Annotated in this window: 22 protein-coding genes; 8 read left to right on the plus strand and 14 right to left on the minus strand. The window is 71.7% G+C overall.

From position 1 onward, the window contains the following. Positions 1-177: 177 nt before the first annotated feature. From JK363_RS28920 to JK363_RS28970, 11 genes are all read right to left on the minus strand, one after another. Positions 178-372, minus strand: a complete 195-nt coding sequence (locus JK363_RS28920; protein WP_201879296.1) for a hypothetical protein — start codon at positions 370-372, stop codon at positions 178-180. Between the two features lie 81 nt (positions 373-453). Then, complete coding sequence (locus JK363_RS28925; protein WP_201879298.1) at positions 454-807, minus strand: hypothetical protein; 354 nt, start codon at positions 805-807, stop codon at positions 454-456. A gap of 401 nt (positions 808-1,208) precedes the next feature. After that, positions 1,209-1,571 (minus strand): hypothetical protein, encoded by a 363-nt coding sequence (locus tag JK363_RS28930; RefSeq protein WP_201879300.1) that lies wholly within the window; start codon positions 1,569-1,571, stop codon positions 1,209-1,211. Further along, positions 1,568-1,813 (minus strand): hypothetical protein, encoded by a 246-nt coding sequence (locus JK363_RS28935; protein ID WP_201879302.1) that lies wholly within the window; start codon positions 1,811-1,813, stop codon positions 1,568-1,570. Before JK363_RS28935 ends, JK363_RS28930 begins: the two co-directional genes overlap by 4 nt. Continuing rightward, complete coding sequence (locus JK363_RS28940) at positions 1,810-2,133, minus strand: hypothetical protein (RefSeq protein ID WP_201879304.1); 324 nt, start codon at positions 2,131-2,133, stop codon at positions 1,810-1,812. The genes JK363_RS28935 and JK363_RS28940 overlap by 4 nt, the downstream gene beginning before the upstream one ends. A gap of 184 nt (positions 2,134-2,317) precedes the next feature. Next, a complete protein-coding gene (locus JK363_RS43920; protein WP_307821903.1) occupies positions 2,318-2,596 on the minus strand; it encodes an HNH endonuclease in 279 nt (92 codons plus the stop codon). Positions 2,597-2,783: 187 nt separating this feature from the next. After that, positions 2,784-3,002 carry a hypothetical protein gene (locus JK363_RS28950; protein ID WP_201879306.1) on the minus strand — a complete coding sequence of 73 codons (219 nt, stop codon included), beginning with the start codon at positions 3,000-3,002 and terminating at the stop codon, positions 2,784-2,786. Then, positions 2,999-3,199 (minus strand): hypothetical protein, encoded by a 201-nt coding sequence (locus JK363_RS28955; protein ID WP_201879308.1) that lies wholly within the window; start codon positions 3,197-3,199, stop codon positions 2,999-3,001. Before JK363_RS28955 ends, JK363_RS28950 begins: the two co-directional genes overlap by 4 nt. Then, positions 3,196-3,381, minus strand: a complete 186-nt coding sequence (locus tag JK363_RS28960) for a hypothetical protein (RefSeq protein WP_201879310.1) — start codon at positions 3,379-3,381, stop codon at positions 3,196-3,198. The genes JK363_RS28955 and JK363_RS28960 overlap by 4 nt, the downstream gene beginning before the upstream one ends. Further along, positions 3,378-3,695, minus strand: a complete 318-nt coding sequence (locus JK363_RS28965) for a hypothetical protein (protein WP_201879312.1) — start codon at positions 3,693-3,695, stop codon at positions 3,378-3,380. The genes JK363_RS28960 and JK363_RS28965 overlap by 4 nt, the downstream gene beginning before the upstream one ends. Continuing rightward, positions 3,692-4,186, minus strand: coding sequence for a DUF6907 domain-containing protein (locus JK363_RS28970; protein WP_201879314.1), 495 nt, complete (start codon positions 4,184-4,186; stop codon positions 3,692-3,694). Before JK363_RS28970 ends, JK363_RS28965 begins: the two co-directional genes overlap by 4 nt. Positions 4,187-4,388: 202 nt before the next feature. Here JK363_RS28970 and JK363_RS28975 point away from each other — a divergent pair, with 202 nt between their 5' ends. The 3 genes from JK363_RS28975 to mug all read left to right on the plus strand — a co-directional run bounded on the left by JK363_RS28975 (position 4,389) and on the right by mug (position 7,321). Then, positions 4,389-5,174, plus strand: a complete 786-nt coding sequence (locus tag JK363_RS28975) for a GntR family transcriptional regulator (RefSeq protein WP_201879316.1) — start codon at positions 4,389-4,391, stop codon at positions 5,172-5,174. A gap of 142 nt (positions 5,175-5,316) precedes the next feature. After that, positions 5,317-6,750: an adenylosuccinate lyase gene (gene purB, locus JK363_RS28980; protein WP_201879317.1), complete on the plus strand. Its 1,434-nt coding sequence runs from the start codon at positions 5,317-5,319 to the stop codon at positions 6,748-6,750. 28 nt (positions 6,751-6,778) lie between these two features. Continuing rightward, complete coding sequence (gene mug, locus JK363_RS28985) at positions 6,779-7,321, plus strand: G/U mismatch-specific DNA glycosylase (RefSeq protein ID WP_201879527.1); 543 nt, start codon at positions 6,779-6,781, stop codon at positions 7,319-7,321. A gap of 65 nt (positions 7,322-7,386) precedes the next feature. On the opposite strand, the gene JK363_RS28990 is transcribed toward mug, so the two are convergent. Further along, complete coding sequence (locus JK363_RS28990) at positions 7,387-7,824, minus strand: hypothetical protein (protein ID WP_201879319.1); 438 nt, start codon at positions 7,822-7,824, stop codon at positions 7,387-7,389. A 183-nt stretch (positions 7,825-8,007) separates the two neighbouring features. On the opposite strand from JK363_RS28990, the gene JK363_RS28995 reads away from it, so the two are divergent. Beyond that, positions 8,008-9,210: an ROK family protein gene (locus JK363_RS28995; RefSeq protein WP_201879321.1), complete on the plus strand. Its 1,203-nt coding sequence runs from the start codon at positions 8,008-8,010 to the stop codon at positions 9,208-9,210. A gap of 21 nt (positions 9,211-9,231) precedes the next feature. On the opposite strand, the gene JK363_RS29000 is transcribed toward JK363_RS28995, so the two are convergent. Continuing rightward, complete coding sequence (locus JK363_RS29000; RefSeq protein ID WP_201879323.1) at positions 9,232-9,978, minus strand: GntR family transcriptional regulator; 747 nt, start codon at positions 9,976-9,978, stop codon at positions 9,232-9,234. A gap of 198 nt (positions 9,979-10,176) precedes the next feature. On the opposite strand from JK363_RS29000, the gene JK363_RS29005 reads away from it, so the two are divergent. Continuing rightward, positions 10,177-10,923 carry an SDR family oxidoreductase gene (locus JK363_RS29005; protein ID WP_201879325.1) on the plus strand — a complete coding sequence of 249 codons (747 nt, stop codon included), beginning with the start codon at positions 10,177-10,179 and terminating at the stop codon, positions 10,921-10,923. A 27-nt stretch (positions 10,924-10,950) separates the two neighbouring features. Here JK363_RS29005 and JK363_RS29010 read toward each other — a convergent pair whose 3' ends face one another. Further along, positions 10,951-11,832 carry an RNA polymerase sigma-70 factor gene (locus JK363_RS29010; protein ID WP_201879327.1) on the minus strand — a complete coding sequence of 294 codons (882 nt, stop codon included), beginning with the start codon at positions 11,830-11,832 and terminating at the stop codon, positions 10,951-10,953. Between the two features lie 146 nt (positions 11,833-11,978). Here JK363_RS29010 and JK363_RS29015 point away from each other — a divergent pair, with 146 nt between their 5' ends. The 3 genes from JK363_RS29015 (at position 11,979) to JK363_RS29025 (ending at position 15,162) form a co-directional block, all read left to right on the plus strand. Next, on the plus strand, positions 11,979-12,809 hold the full coding sequence (locus JK363_RS29015) for an alpha/beta fold hydrolase (protein WP_201879329.1): 831 nt from the start codon (positions 11,979-11,981) through the stop codon (positions 12,807-12,809). 187 nt (positions 12,810-12,996) lie between these two features. Next, the gene (locus JK363_RS29020; protein WP_201879331.1) at positions 12,997-14,571 is read left to right on the plus strand and encodes an alkaline phosphatase D family protein; all 1,575 of its coding nucleotides are present in this window, start codon (positions 12,997-12,999) and stop codon (positions 14,569-14,571) included. Between the two features lie 54 nt (positions 14,572-14,625). After that, positions 14,626-15,162, plus strand: a complete 537-nt coding sequence (locus JK363_RS29025; RefSeq protein ID WP_201879333.1) for a DUF1990 domain-containing protein — start codon at positions 14,626-14,628, stop codon at positions 15,160-15,162. Positions 15,163-15,277 lie beyond the last annotated feature (115 nt).

Below are 15,277 nucleotides of genomic sequence, written 5' to 3' on the forward strand. Positions count from 1 at the left end.
GCTGAACCCCGGCACAGACAGTCCTTCAAGTAACTCAGTCAGACGCCCGCACGGGCCAGGCGGAGATTTTCGCGGCGCCGCGAAAATGTGGCCGGGCATAGCGAAGGCCCGCCGCGCCGGTACCGTCCCCGGTGGAGTCGGGGGCGGGCCCAGTGCGACGGGCCTTGGTGGAACTGGTCAGCCTCGGCGCCGACGAGACGGCTTGCCAGTGACGGCCGATCCCTTGATGTGCGGCGGCACCAGGCCCTGCTTGGCGAGCTCAGCGCCGAGCAGCTGCTGCTCCTTCACCTCCGGGTCGTCGGTGCTGTCCGCGGCCCGCTGGCACGCGGCTGCGATGTCGGCGGCGGTGGTGCGCTTGAACGGGTTCTTCATGGTCTTCTCCATCCCGGCCGGTCCGTCCGGCCCCACCGCACCCGCCGGCGCCGCCGCCGCCGGTGGGCACGGAAGGGTCGGTCAGAGCGGGTGACTGAAGCCGACTTTGCGCGCCACGCGGTACAGCTCGGACTGGGTCGCCCGCAGCGTGGTGACCATGCGGGCCTGGTCGTCCTTGACGCCCGCGGCATCGGCGGCAGCCCGCACGTGCCGCAGGGCGGCCTCGATGTGGGCGACGGCCGTGCTGTGGTCAACGGCGGCCAGCTGGTAGCTGGTGCAGATCCCGACCCGGTCGGCCTGGAACGCGGCGAGCGGCGACAGGTGGGCGGCGGTCGGCCAGTTGGCGGTCTCCTCCATGGGCACGGTAGTGACGAGCGCCCCGGAGCCGGTGGGGATGGTCTGCTCGTCGGCGGTGACGGTCTGGGTGTTGGTCATGGTGGTCCCTTTCGGTTCGGTGTGAGAGTGAGAGCGCGCCCGGTTGAGAGCGCTCGTGAGATGGGGGCATTGGTTTGCACGCTGCGCGTTTCCCGTTTCCTTGAGAGGGGCCCACGGCCCTTTTCCCCCAAGGGTCACGAGGGGTCCGTAGCCCTTTACCGTCAACGGTTTCGGGCCCCTCCCGCGCCCCTCTCAGGGCCGTCCACGAGAGAGGGGGTCGATGGGATTTGCGCTGCGACAACGACCCTCCCGATGGCCCTCTCAGGGCAGGGGGGACTTGCAATACATGCTGCGGCGACGCGGTCGCTTCGGGGGTGTGCCGGGCCCCGTAGGAGGAGGGTCCGGAGCACCCCCGAAACAGGGGGGGATAGATCGGAAGCGACCTGCGACAACGACCTGCCTCATCCGGCCGTTCGAGACAACTCCGCCAGCTGCTGTTGCAGCTCGTCCATGCGTGCCTGAATGAGCGCCATCTCACCGGCCAGCCGGGCGATCGCCTGAAGCGGTGCGGGCGTGGCGTCGGCGGGCGGCGGGAAGTTCCGCGCGAACCGGCGCCGCACACCGTCGTTGGTCATCTCGTAGGCGGTCTCCAACGCGTCCTGCAACTCGCCGCGGGGGACGATCGCGGGCTTGGCTCGCCACTCGGCGACCGTGCGCGGGGCCACGCCCAGGTGCTCGGCGAACCGCTCGTTCGACAGCCGCATGGCGTCCTGGAGCATCCGGGCGGTGCGGCCCGTCCACTCATCGATCACCAGGTCGCTCATGCCGCCACCTTCTTCTTCCCAGCCTTGGGGCGGACGAGGACGGAGACAGGCATCGAGCGGTTCGCCGCCGCTCCCTGGCCCCGGCACGGCTCGTGCGCCGCGTCCTTGAACGAGGGCGTCCCGCACGTCCCGCAGAACCAGCACGAGTCACCCCAGAACATGTCCTCGCCCCAGTCGTGCGTGGACCACGGGCTACCGGGCGCGTACCGCTCCGGGTTCGGGACCTTCTCCTGCCAGCTCATGCCGTCACCGCCGGAGCCAGCTCGGGGAACGCGCGGTCAGCAGCCCGGTACACAGCCGCGATGAAGTCCGTCACCGAGCCGTCGTCGGCGCTCGTAAAGTACTTGGCCGACTCTTCCAGGTCGAGCACTCCGCACACCCGCAGGTGCACCTCGACGCTCTCGCGGATGAACTCGGGGGTGAGCCCGTCGGCCGGGCCGTAGCCGTCGGCGACGACGAGGTCCACCACGGCGGCGACCATGTCACGGGTGACCGCCATCGGCACGCTGATGGTGAGGGTCGGTGCCTCGCTCACGGCGGGCTTTTCGAGGATGATGCTCATGGTTCCTCTTCTCAGCAGAGGTGGTTCCGACACCCGCCCCGGGGAGCAGCCCGGGGCGGGGCTAGAAGTTGTCGGCCGGCAGTACCGTCCCCGCTAGGCCCGGGGGCGGGCCCGCCAGTAGGCGGTGGGGTCTGAAAGCCCCCCTCACCGCCCGGGATGCAGGGTCGGGCGGATCGGGTAACCGTCAGGCCGCGGGGGCGTACAGCGCCGGGTCGGCGGCGGCGTAGCGGAGCAGCAGCCACGCGAACGGCCACGGCAGCGCATCGGCCTTCCGGCTGTTGCACGGGTCGCAGGCAAGCACGAGGTTCGACTGACGCCAGCCCGGCCACAATCGGCGCGGCACGTAGTGGTCGAGCGTCGCCCCCACCAGGTCCGGGAACGAGCAGCCGCAGTAGAAGCAGCGGGCCCCGTCCCGGGCCGCGATCGCCTTCCGCTGACGCTTCCGGTCCGGGCTGCGGCTCACTGCGCGAGTCCTGTCGCCCGGTCGAGCATGCAGTCCAGCAGCCGGGCCCCGTACCGGTCGCCGTGCCAGCGGGCCTCAACCAGCAGATCCGCCAGCCGATCCGTTGACACCTTCGGCCGGGGCGACCGGGGCGCCGCACCAACGGCAGCGTCCTCGGTTGGCCGTCGCACATTCGCCGCCGTGCCGCTCACCGGTCCACCCCCACGGCCAGACCGGCGACACTGCCGCCAGCCTGCGGGCAGATGGCCAGCGCGTCACCCTTGCGGTAGCCGGGCGTCAGGCACAACACGCACCGGAAGCCACCGCCCTCCACGTTCAGCCAGTCGTGCGCCCACTGGTGGCCGTTCGGGTCAGCCTGCTGGCCAGGGATCACCGCAGGCCCGACCAGAAGCATCGCGCCGCTCATCGCTGGGCCTCCGTCCGGCCGAGGCGGTCGATGACCGTCAACACGGTGCTGATGGCCCGCTCCAGCTCCCCGATGCGGCGGTAGGTCTGCCGCACGTAGGTGCCGTTCTCGGTGGAGCCGAGCACATCGGTGAGAATCTGCACGACCAGGGCGACGGCCTGCGCGTCCAGTACCGGCTGTGTCTCCTGCGCGGTCACGGTCGGCCCCCGCTCTCGATGAGCTCGACCAGAGCCCCGACCGTGTACTCGGCGCGGCCGAGCAGGCGGGCCATGTCGCGCTCGGTGGTCTTGGCCCAGTTGATGCCCTTGAGGTCGGCGACGAGCTGCTTGGCCCGCTCGACCTGTGCCGTCTCGGACGAGGTCAGTTTCCGGGTGCTCATGACCGGCCTCCGTCCTCGGGAGGCTCGAGCATCGCCGTCAGTGCCTGCTCGAACCGGTCGAGACGCTGGAGGCTGCCCCTCGCCGCGTGGATCTCCATGCGGGCAGCACGCGCGAGGTTCAGGAACTCCTCGTCATGCTGCAGCCGCAGACGGGGCGACTTCGGTTGCTCCTCGGCGATGGCCAGCAGGGTGCGGACCATGCCCCGGAGGCTGCCGACCGCGTGCGCGGCAGCCTCCATGTCCCGGAAGTTCACGCCCTCGGTGTCGTCGAGGATCCGCTTGGCCGTCTCCACGGCCGTCCGGTGCGCGCTCACGACTGCTGCGCTTCGATGAGCTGCTGGACCTGGGCGCGCATCTTGGCCAGGTGCGTGGTCGCCTGGTCGATGAACGCCAGCGCGGCCGGGCCCTGAAGGTTGGCGACGTCGCCCTCACCGGTCGCGTCGAAGCCGAGGTAGGGGGCCCCGCGGTCCTCGTCGTTGCAGAACGGCCACTGACGCAGCGAGGTGACCATCACGTCGAACACGCCGTTGAACTCGGGCGCGGCCAGCGCGATCTCCTCTCCCTGGTGGCTGACGTCCTCCAGGAACATGTAGTTCTCGCTGTGAGGGAGGACGCACCAGGCGGGGCAGTCAACGATGACGGCCTGGCCGCGGACGGAAACGGTGACCTTGCCGGACCGGTCGGCCTTCTCGGTGGTGGGCTGCTGCGGGATACCGGAGAGTGCGGCACGCAGCTTCGCCGACGAGACAGCGGAAGGGTTGGTGATGCGTGCGTCTTCACGGCGCACGTCGGTACGATCGCTCATGTCTGGTCCTTTGTGCTTCGCAGGCGGAAGGACTGGCACGGCTTGGTGGTGAGACACCAAGCCGAAACCGGCGGCCCTGCTGGGTGGTGAGACACTCAGCGGGGCCGTTCTTGTGCTCTCGGTGACGACGCTAGCATCATCCACCGGCTTTAGACTAGTCTAGGTGGAAGATTCTTCATCACCGCAGATCGGAGCCCATGAAATGACCGAGGACACATACGAAATCGTGGCCGCGAACCTGCGCGCCGCGATCGACTCTGGCGACTACGCGCCCGGCCAGCAACTGCCGTCAGGCCCCAAGCTCGCTGAGCATTTTGGGGTCCACCGAGGGACCGTCTACAAGGCCCTCGAGACCCTGGCCACTGAGGGATACCTGGCCCTCGAGAAGCGGCGGCCCGCAGTCGTGCGTGAGCGCCCGCGAGAGCGAATGGTGGTCCGGGACCGCGCGGTCTACCGGGATGAGATCGGCTACTTCTTCGACCAGAACGCTAAGTCATGGCGCCCGGTGAAGCCTCCGACGCACAGGATCGGACCGCCGCCGAACCACATTGCGGACGCTCTCGGCACCACCCGCGGCGACAACGTGCTGACCCGCGAACGCGTCATGGCACCCCCCGAGGCGAAGCGCGGTCTTCAGTTGGCCATCAGCTACCTGCCGCTCTGGCTCGTCGCCGAGCTGCCTGTCATCGGGGGCACCGAGACGGGGCCGGGCGGCATCTATGACCGGATCGAAGAGCACTTCGGGCAGCCCATCCACTGGCACGAGACCATCGTGGGGCGGTCGCGCCCGACCACAGCCGAGCAGGTGGCGCTATCTGTGCCAGCCTCGGGAGTCGTGCTCGTCGTGACCCGGGCGGCCGAAGTCGAGCGCGGCGGGAAGGCGCTGACCGTGGAGGTGAACGAGACGAGCATGCCAGCGGAGCAGTTCGCCGTGTCCTACGCGGTCACGAGACACGAGAGTGCGGCGTGGCCGCGCCGGGGATCGTGATGCGCGGCGCGGCCCGTCCGACGTCTCACACTTGTCTCACACGCTCGCACACGTCGGACGGCCACGCCCTCTCTGACCTGCGGTTCAGCGACCGCTACGGGAATGAAAAGGCCAGCATGGAACGAATGTAAACTCTGTGCACGTGACTGCTAAGCCGCGCATCCCGAACGTCCTGGCCGGCCGCTACGCCTCGGCGGAGCTGGCCGTCCTGTGGTCCCCCGAGTACAAGGTGACGCTGGAGCGGCGGCTGTGGCTCGCCGTGCTCCGCGCTCAGAAGGACCTCGGGATCGAGGTGCCGGACGCCGCCCTCGCCGACTACGAGCGGGTCCTGGAGAACGTGGACCTGGCCTCGATCGCCGAGCGCGAGAAGGTCACCCGCCACGATGTGAAGGCCCGGATCGAGGAGTTCAACGCCCTCGCCGGTCATGAGCATGTGCACAAGGGCATGACCTCCCGCGACCTCACCGAGAACGTGGAGCAGCTCCAGATCCGGCTCTCCCTGGAGCTGGTGCGGGACCGCTCGGTGGCCGTACTGGCCCGGCTGGGGAAGCTGGCCGCCGACCACGCCGAGCTGGTGATGGCGGGCCGTTCGCACAATGTCGCGGCGCAGGCCACGACGCTCGGCAAGCGGTTCGCGACCGCGGCGGACGAGCTGCTGGTGGCCTACGGACGGCTGGAGGAGCTGCTCGGCCGCTATCCGCTGCGCGGCATCAAGGGCCCGGTGGGCACCGCGCAGGACATGCTCGACCTGCTGGGCGGGGACACGCAGAAGCTGGCCGAGCTGGAGCGGCGGATCGCCGGCCACCTGGGCTTCGCGCAAGCCTTCACCTCGGTCGGCCAGGTCTATCCGCGGTCCCTGGACTACGACGTGGTCACCGCGCTGGTGCAGCTGGCCGCGGCCCCGTCCTCGCTGGCCAAGACGATCCGGCTGATGGCCGGGCACGAGCTGGTGACCGAGGGCTTCAAGCCCGGCCAGGTCGGCTCGTCCGCGATGCCGCACAAGATGAACACCCGCTCCTGCGAGCGCGTCAACGGCCTCGCGGTGATCCTGCGCGGCTATGCCTCGATGGCCGGGGAGCTGGCGGGCGACCAGTGGAACGAGGGCGATGTGTCCTGCTCGGTGGTGCGCCGGGTCGCGCTGCCGGACGCGTTCTTCGCCTTCGACGGGCTGCTGGAGACCTTCCTGACGGTGCTCGACGAGTTCGGCGCCTTCCCCGCCGTGGTCGCCCGTGAGCTGGACCGCTATCTGCCGTTCCTCGCGACGACGAAGGTGCTGATGGGCGCCGTGCGGGCCGGGGTGGGCCGCGAGGTGGCGCATGAGGCGATCAAGGAGCACGCGGTCGCCGCGGCGCTGGCGATGCGCGAGCGCGGCGCCGAGCGCAATGAACTGCTGGACTCCCTCGCCGCCGATGAGCGGATCCCGCTGGACCGGGCCGCGCTGGAGCAGCTGATGGCGGACAAGCTGTCCTTCACCGGCGCCGCCGCCGACCAGGTCGGCGCGGTGGTGGCCCGGATCGAGGAGGTCGCCAAGCGGCACCCCGAGGCCGCGGCGTACACGCCCGGGTCGATCCTCTGACCCCGGCGGCGAGCCGGTGTCTCCCGTGCTGACGCCCGAGGAGCTGGAGGCCGCCCGCGACCGTCTGGTGCCGGACGTGGTCGCGGACGGCCTGCGGGTGCTGTTCTGCGGTATCAACCCGGGGCTGATGACGGCCGCGACGGGCCACCACTTCGCCCGTCCCGGCAATCGCTTCTGGCCCGTGCTCCACGCCTCGGGCTTCACCCCGCGCCGTCTGGACCCGTCCGAGCAGGCGGAGCTGGTGGACTACGGGCTCGGCATCACCAATGTCGTTTCCCGTGCCAGCGCGCGGGCATCGGAGCTGAGCGAGACCGAGTACCGGGAGGGCGGCCGGATCCTGGAGGAGAAGGTGCTGCGGCTGCGTCCCCGGTGGCTGGCCGTGGCCGGGGTGACCGCCTACCGGATCGCCTTCGGGGACAAGCACGCGACGATAGGCCCGCAGACCAGGACCATCGGCGACACCCGGCTCTGGGCGCTGCCCAACCCGAGCGGGCTCAACGCGCACTGGACGCTCGCGACGATGGCAGAGGAGTTCGGCAGGCTCCGGGCGGCGGCGGAAGCGGAGGGCTGAGCGTCCCCGAGGGACGCGGCCTCGCAGACCGGTAACAGCGCCTCGCGGCATGTCCCGCGGAGCGCTCAGGGCGTGGCCGCGCCGAGGTCGGGATCCTCCGCTATGGCCACCACCAGCTGGAACGGCAGCTCCCGGCCCGCCTGCCCCACCCCCAGCGCGACCCAGCGCCCGTCCGCCCGCCACACGCACAGCTCGGGGACATAGCCGCACAGAACATCCAGCGGGGGCGGCACCGGCTCGCCGATGGCCGAGCGCTCCAGATACCCGGTGAGGTGCAGCACTTCGGGGGCTCCCCACCGTAAGGACAGCACCTGGACGAGCGCGCGCAACTCGGCCTCGAACTCCTCCTCCGCCTCCCGCACCCGGACCGCGTCCGCCTCCCAGAACTCCTCGCTCACCCGGAGATCGGCAACACGGCATCCCGAACCGCGCTGCGCGGGCAGGGCATCGGCACGCAGCCGGTCGATCGTGGCCAGATACCGGGCGGTGGTGCTGCTGGTCATGCTGTCAGTAAACAACGCGGGTCGGACATGTGGCCCTCCGTCAGGGTCCGGGCGTCCGGCGCCGGCTCACGCTCCGCCGCGCGGCGGAGCGGATCCGCCCGCTCCCGAAACGGGGGCCACTCGCCGCCTTGGCCCCCAGCGGCTACGATCCGGCAGACACGGACAGCGAGGGAGGCCGACGACGTGGGGCGGCTCACCGGCGGGGACCCGTCCCTGCTGCGGCGCATCAACTCCGCGGTGGTGCTGCACGCGCTGCGCGCGGCGACGGCGGCCGGATCCGGGGACGGCTCCCGTACGCCCGGGGCCGCGACCCTCACCGATCTCACCCGGGTCACCGGACTGTCCCGGCCGACCGTCGAGGGTGTGATCGACGGGCTGATCGGCAGCGGGCTCGCGGTGGACGTCCCCGCCGAGGAGGGCGGGGTGCGCCGCCAGGGGCGTCCCGCGCGCCGGTTCCGCTTCCGGGCCGAGGCCGGACATCTGCTGGGCATCGAGATAGGGCCGCACCGCGTCGCCGCGCTGCTGTCGGACCTCGACGGGCGGGCGCTCGGCTCGACGGTGCGGGAGGTCTCCGAGAAGGCGTCGGCGGACGAGCGGCTGGAGCGGGTGCGCGGCTCCGTCGCGGATCTGCTGCGACGGGCCGGGGTGGCGCGCCATTCGCTGCGCGCGGTCGGGGTGGGCAGCCCGGGGGTGGTCGAGGACGACGGCTCGGTGCATCTGTGCACGGCCCTCCCGGGGTGGACCGGACTGCGGCTCGGAGAGCGGCTGCGGCGGTCCTTCCGCTGTCCGGTGCTGGTGGAGAACGACGCCAACACGGCGGCGGTGGCCGAGCACTGGAAGGGCGCGGCGCTGGGCTCCGACGATGTGGTGTTCGTGCTGGCCGGGCTGAGTCCGGGTGCCGGATCGCTGATCGGGGGGCGGCTGCACCGGGGGTTCGGGGGCGCGGCCGGGGAGATCGGCGCGCTGCATCTGCTGGGCCGGGAGGCGACCCCGGAGGAGGTGCTGTCCACCACCGGGGAGCCGCTGAACCCGCTGGACGAGGCGCAGGTGGCCGGGGTCTTCGCACGGGCCCGGGAAGGGGACGCGCGGGCGCGCGCCGCCGTCGACCGCTTCGTCCGGCGGCTGGTGCACGATGTGGCAGCGCTCGTGCTGGCGCTGGACCCCGAGGTCGTGGTGGTGGGCGGCTGGGCCGCGGGTCTTGCCGGAATGCTGGAGCCGCTGCGCGAGGAGCTGGCCCGCTACTGTCTGCGGCCGCCGCACGTGGCGCTGTCGCTGCTGGGTGAGGCGGCGGTGAGCACGGGCGCGCTGCGGCTGGCCCTGGACCATGTGGAGGCGGAGCTGTTCGCGGTGGAGGGCACAGTCACGGCCCGCCGCGCAGGTCCCTGACCGGCGGCGGGTGGCGAGCGCTCAGCCCGCCAGCAGCTCCTCGGAGTCGTGCGGATCGCCGAAGGTGAGACGGCAGGTGTCGGCTCGGTAGGTGGCCACGGCGACGGCGACGGTGCGCCCGGCCGCGACATAGCGGGTGGTGACCACGAGCACGGGGGCACCGGGCAGCCGGTCCAGCTCCTTGGCGTCATCCGCTCGGGCCGAGCCGAGCTCGACGGACCGCTCCCGTCCCTCCAGCGCCAGACGGCGTAGCTCGCGCAGCACGGCGCGGGCGCGGGCCAGCCCGCTGGGGGTGTCGATGGCGGCGAGGCCGGGCACGGACTCGGCCGGGACGTAGAGCAGCTCGGCGGCGAGCGGCAGCCCCTGGCCGATCCGGGTGCGCCGGACGCGGTGCACGGGGGTGTCGGGGTCGGTCTCGAGCAGCCGGGCGACGGCGGCCGGGGGCACCGCCTCGACGCTGTCGACGGACTGCCAGGCGTCGGCGCCGCCGTCGGTCCAGCCGTGGGTGGAGTCGCCGACGGCCACGCCCACGCGGGGCGGGGCGACGGTGGTGCCGACACCGCGGCGCCGCTGGAGCCTGCCTTCCAGCTCGAGCTGTTCCAGGGCCTGGCGGAGGGTGGCGCGGGCAACACCGAAACGGGCCGCGAGCTCACGCTCGTTGGGCAGGATCTCCCCGACGGCGAACTCGGTGTCCAGCGCGTCACTCAGCACGGTCTTCAGGTGCCAGTACTTGGGCTCCGGCACCGATTCCAGGTCCGTGGTCCCCACCCTGTCCCCCTGTTCTCCGCACCGGCTTGTGCGTGCTCACCGGTATATGCGTGCTTCTTTATTAAAGGTTGTTGCAGTATCAATGCGACCATAAGGCGGCCTGCGTACTTGGTCAAGACCAATCCTCGATCAGCTAGGGTCGGTGATCACTGGATCCGACAGCCGGACCAGGGCGCAACACGGGGCGGGAGCGGGACGATGGACCAGGTCACGGTGGTCACCGGCGGCAGCCGTGGAATCGGGGCGGCGGTGGCCGTACGGCTCGCCCGCACCGGGCACCACATCGCCATCGGCTACGAGCGCGCGCGGGACGCGGCCGAGCGCAGCGCGGCGGCGGTGCGGGCCGAGGGGGTCTCCGCGGTGGTCGTCCAGCTGGACACCAGCGTCGAGGACCAGGTCGAGGCGCTGTTCGACATCGCCCGGAAGGAGCTGGGCCCGATCACCGGGCTGGTCAACAACGCCGGGATCACCGGGCCTCTGGGCCGGTTCACCGAGACATCGCCCGAGGTCATGCGCCGGGTGGTGGACGTCAATGTGACCGGCGCGCTGCTGTGCGCGCGGCGGGCGGCCCGCGAGATGTCCACCCGCCTCGGCGGCCAGGGCGGCGCCATCGTCAACATCTCCTCGGGCGCGGCGACCACCGGCAGCCCTGGGGAGTACGTCCACTACGCGGCCGGCAAGGCGGCCGTGGACACCATGACCGTGGGGCTGTCCAAGGAGCTGGCCGGGGAGGGCATCCGGGTCAACTCGGTCCAGCCCGGGATGACGTTGACCGATATCCACGCCCAGATGGGCGACCCGGAGCGGCCGTGGAAGGGCGCGGGCCGGGTGCCGATGGGACGGCCCGGTGAACCGGAGGAGATCGCGGGTGCGGTGGCGTGGCTGCTCTCGCCGGACGCGTCGTACACCACCGGCGCGATCCTGCGGGTCGCGGGCGGGATGTGAGGGAGACGCCCCGACGGCCGGCCGCGCTCAGCGGGCGAACGCGGCCAGCTTGTCGGGGTTGCGCACGATGTAGATCGACTGGATCCGGCCGTCCGCCACATCGAGGCTCCACACCGAGTCCGGCACCCCGCGCGAGAGCAGCAGCACCCCCGGCCCGCCGTTGATCTCCGTGAAGACCAACTCCGGCTCCTCCATGGGCTGCTGGGAGATGGCGACCAGGAAGCGCCCGATCTTGTCGGCCGTCTCCAGCACCCGCAGCGGCGCCTTGGCCTTGCCGCCGCTGTCGCCGACCAGCCGGGCGTCCGGGGCGAGCAGCGCGAGGAGCTGCTCGATGTCCCCGCCGGTGGCGGCGGCCAGGAACTTCTCGGTCAGCTCCCGCTGTTGCTCCGGGTTCACCTCGAAACGCGGTCGGCGCTCCTCCACATGGCGCCGGGCCCGGCCGGAGAGCTGCCGTACCGCCGCCTCGCTGCGGTCCAGCGTCTCGGCGATCTCGCCGTACGGAAAGCCGAACGCCTCGCGCAGCACGAACACCGCGCGCTCCAGGGGCGACAGCGACTCCAGGACGACCAGCACCGCGAGCGAGACCGTCTCCGAGAGCAGGGTGCGCTCGGCGGCGTCCGGGGCGGTGTGGCCGAGATCGGTGGCCATCGGCTCGGGCAGCCACGGGCCGACGTAGGACTCCCGGCGGGAGGTGATCTGGCGCAGCCGGTCGATGGCGAGCCGGGTGGTGATCCGCACCAGGAAGGCGCGCGGATCGCGCACCTGCTCGCGGTCGGCGCCGGACCAGCGCAGCCAGGTCTCCTGGACGATGTCCTCGGCGTCCGCGACGCGGCCGAGCATGCGGTAGGCCACTCCGGTCAGAACGGAACGGTGCGCTTCGAAGTCGTCGGTCGCGGTGTCGGTGGCCACGGTCCCATCCCACCCGACGCGGCACGGGTTGTCCAGGCGGATCGATCACAGCCGCCCACCAGGTCTACCCGACGGTAACTCGTGCTGACATGCTGTCTCATGCGCCTGCCCGGCAGATCATGACGAGCCGACCCGAGGAGCCCTCCATGGCCGCGACCCTCTCCTTCCCCGTCGACACCCCCGGCGGCCCCCGCACCGCCCGGGTGGTCCACGAGCGGCGGGGCACGGGGCGCCCGCTGGTGCTGCTGCACGGCATCGGCCACCACTGGCAGGCATGGGAACCGGTGCTGGACATCCTCGCGGTGGAGCGCGATGTCATCGCCGTCGACCTGCCCGGTTTCGGCGCCTCTCCCGCACTGCCGGACGGCGTTCCGTACAGCCTGGAGGGCGTGGTGCCGGTGCTGGGGGCGCTCTTCGAGGCGCTGAGCGTCGACCGCCCCGATGTCGCCGGGAACTCGCTCGGCGGGCTGCTCGCCCTGGAGCTGGGCCGGGTCGGTCTCGTGCGGTCCGTCACCGCGCTCTCCCCGGCACGGTTCTGGAACGAGGCCGAGCGCCGCTATGCCTTCGGGGTGCTGAGCGCGATGCGGATGGGCGCGCGGCGGCTGCCGCTCCCGCTGGTGGAGCGGCTGGCCCGCAGCGCTGCCGGGCGGGCGGCGCTCACCGGCACCATCTACGCCCGCCCCGGGCGGCGTTCCCCCGAGGCGGTGGTGGCCGAGACCCGGGCGCTGCGCGAGGCGGTGGGCTTCGAGGCGACGCTCGCGGCCGGGGGCGCCGGGCTGTTCACCGGGGATGTGGCCGATGTGCCCGTCACCATCGGCTGGGGGTCGCGCGACCGGCTGCTGCTGCGCCGTCAGGGGGTGCGCGCCAAGCAGGTGATCCCGGGGGCGCGGCTGGTGCGGCTGCCCGGCTGCGGACATGTCCCGATGAGCGATGACCCGGCGCTGGTGGCCCGCGTGATCCTGGACGGCAGCCGCTGACCGCAGGCCGCCGGCCGAAGGCCCCGAGGGGGATCCTCCGGCGCCGCCCGCTTCCCCGGCACGGGGGCCGGCTGTTCACTGTCCGTTCGGGCACGGGGCACCTCGCACCGATAGCAACGAGAGTGGCACAGCGGCACTGTGGCAACGCACGGCACAGCGGCTCTTCGAATCACACGGGAGGTTCCACATGATGCGGGATTCCGGCGGGCGGATGGGGCGACGGGCGGTACTACGGGGTTCGGCGGCCGCCTCGGCGGCACTCACCCTGCCCACCATGGCACCGGCCGCGCCCGCCCAGGCGCTGTCCGGACGGCCGGACGCCCGGTGGGGCGTCCAGGTGGGCGATGTGACCATGTCGTCCGGACTGGTGTGGGTACGCTCCGACCGCCCGGCCCGAATGATCGTCGAGACCTCCGCGACCGAGTCCTTCACCCGGCCCCGGCGCTGGCAGGGCCCCCTGGTGGGCCCCGGCACCGACTTCACCGGCCGGACGGCGCTGCGCGGGCTGCCGTCCGGCAGCCAGGTGCACTACCGGGTGCTGCTCGCCGACCCCGACGATCCGCGCCGCACCGGTGAGCCGGTGTACGGCACGTTCCGTACCGTGTCCGAGAGCCGCCGCGACGGGGTGCGCTTCGTCTGGTCCGGCGATCTGGCCGGCCAGGGCTGGGGCATCAACCCCGATCACGGCGGCTTCCGCATCTTCGAGGAGATGCGCCGCCGGAACCCGGACTTCTTCCTGTGCAGCGGTGACAACATCTACGCCGACGGCCCGTTGACCGAGAGCGTCACCCTGCCGGACGGTTCCACCTGGCGGAACGTGGTCACCCCGGAGAAGACCAAGGTGGCCGAATCCCTCGACGAGTTCCGCGGCGCCTTCCGCTACAACCTGCTGGACACCGCTCTGCGCCGGTTCCACGCCCAGGTGCCGACGATCACCCAGTGGGACGACCACGAGGTGCTCAACAACTGGTACCCGGGCGAGATCCTCACCGACGCGCGCTACACCGAGAAGAACGTGGACGTGCTGGCGGCGCGCGCCCGGCAGGCGTTCGCCGAGTACTTCCCCATCGGCACCCTGCGCCCCGACGGCGAGGGCCGGGTCTACCGGGTGCTGCGCCACGGCCCGCTGCTGGATGTCTTCGTCCTGGACCTGCGCACCTACCGCAACGCCAACTCGCCCGGCCGCCAGCCGGAGGACACCCAGGGAGCCCTGGGCGCGGAGCAACTGGCCTGGCTCAAGCGGGAGCTGTCGCGGTCGCGGGCGGTGTGGAAGGTGATCGCCTCCGATATGCCGCTGGGCCTGGTGGTGCCGGACGGAAGCACCGACATCGAGGCCGTGGCACAGGGCGACCCGGGCGCACCGCTGGGCCGTGAGCTTCAGGTGGCCGAATTGCTGCGGCACATCAAGCACGGCAAGATCACCGGCACCGTGTGGCTGACGGCCGATGTGCACTCCACACACGCCCATCACTACGACCCCTCACGGGCGGCGTTCAAGGACTTCGCCCCGTTCTGGGAGTTCGTCTCCGGGCCGTTGAACGCGGGCGCCTTCCCCGCGGTGAACCTGGACGGCACCTTCGGACCCGAGCGGTCCTTCGTCAAGGCGCCGACCCGGGCGAACGTCTCGCCCGCCGAGGGCTTCCAGTTCTACGGCGAGGTGGACATCGACGGGGACAGCGGGGAGATGACCGTCCGGCTGCGCGAGGACGGCGGACAGGTGCTGTTCACCAAGGTGTTGCGGCCGGGTCTGGTCGGTCAGTAGCCCTCCCGGCGGTACGCCGCGCGGTGCGCCCGCCGCGCGGCGTACGGTACGGACATGACGTCCACCGGCGGCCCGGGCACTCCCGCCTCCCGGCTCACCTATCCGGAGTTGGGCGCCACCCGGCGGTGGCCGCTGCCGGGCGGCTATCACCAGCTGCGGGTGCGCACCGCCGTCGGCCACGGGCCCGCGGTGTTCGAGCGGGCCGGGCAGGCAGTGCTGGACTGGCGGATGCACCGGGCGGTCGGGGTCTCCATCCGCTCCTCGGAGCCGGTCGCCACCCCGGGGCGGCCGGTCGTGGTGGGCCTGGGCGTCGGGCGGCTTCGGCTGCGGGCGCCCTGCGAGGTGGTGTGGACGGTCGCGGACGGGTCCCGCACCGGCTTCGGCTACGGCACGCTGCCGGGCCATCCGGAATGCGGTGAGGAGTCGTTCGTCGTGGGTCTGGAATCGGACGATTCGGTGGTGCTGACGGTGACGGCGTTCAGCCGCCCGGTGGCGTGGTACACGCGGATGGCGGGTCCGCTGGTGCCCGTCCTCCAGCGGGCGTACGCACGGCGCTGCGGCCGGGTGCTGCGGCGACTGGCAGCCGCGTAAGCGGAACTACCACCTTCAAAGGTTTGATTTCGGACAAAATAACTTTCTCATCCCAGAACATCACTTAACCCTCCGGACACATCGTGTTCGTGATCAGGCAACACCCTTGCGCGAA

It is taken from the genome of Streptomyces coffeae (assembly GCF_016741875.1).
In the GTDB taxonomy this organism is placed as follows: Bacteria; Actinomycetota; Actinomycetes; order Streptomycetales; family Streptomycetaceae; genus Streptomyces; species Streptomyces coffeae.

Coding starts and splice junctions, on each gene's coding strand:
- JK363_RS28935 (WP_201879302.1), bottom strand. CDS start 1,813: ATGAGCTGGCAGGAGAAGGTCCCGAACCCGGAGCGGTACGCGCCCGGT.
- JK363_RS29020 (WP_201879331.1), top strand. CDS start 12,997: ATGATGCGGGATTCCGGCGGGCGGATGGGGCGACGGGCGGTACTACGG.
- JK363_RS28950 (WP_201879306.1), bottom strand. CDS start 3,002: ATGAGCGGCGCGATGCTTCTGGTCGGGCCTGCGGTGATCCCTGGCCAG.
- JK363_RS28925 (WP_201879298.1), bottom strand. CDS start 807: ATGACCAACACCCAGACCGTCACCGCCGACGAGCAGACCATCCCCACC.
- JK363_RS28975 (WP_201879316.1), top strand. CDS start 4,389: ATGACCGAGGACACATACGAAATCGTGGCCGCGAACCTGCGCGCCGCG.
- JK363_RS28920 (WP_201879296.1), bottom strand. CDS start 372: ATGAAGAACCCGTTCAAGCGCACCACCGCCGCCGACATCGCAGCCGCG.
- JK363_RS28990 (WP_201879319.1), bottom strand. CDS start 7,824: ATGACCAGCAGCACCACCGCCCGGTATCTGGCCACGATCGACCGGCTG.
- JK363_RS29005 (WP_201879325.1), top strand. CDS start 10,177: ATGGACCAGGTCACGGTGGTCACCGGCGGCAGCCGTGGAATCGGGGCG.
- JK363_RS29015 (WP_201879329.1), top strand. CDS start 11,979: ATGGCCGCGACCCTCTCCTTCCCCGTCGACACCCCCGGCGGCCCCCGC.
- JK363_RS28930 (WP_201879300.1), bottom strand. CDS start 1,571: ATGAGCGACCTGGTGATCGATGAGTGGACGGGCCGCACCGCCCGGATG.
- JK363_RS28940 (WP_201879304.1), bottom strand. CDS start 2,133: ATGAGCATCATCCTCGAAAAGCCCGCCGTGAGCGAGGCACCGACCCTC.
- JK363_RS28960 (WP_201879310.1), bottom strand. CDS start 3,381: ATGAGCACCCGGAAACTGACCTCGTCCGAGACGGCACAGGTCGAGCGG.
- JK363_RS28970 (WP_201879314.1), bottom strand. CDS start 4,186: ATGAGCGATCGTACCGACGTGCGCCGTGAAGACGCACGCATCACCAAC.
- JK363_RS29025 (WP_201879333.1), top strand. CDS start 14,626: ATGACGTCCACCGGCGGCCCGGGCACTCCCGCCTCCCGGCTCACCTAT.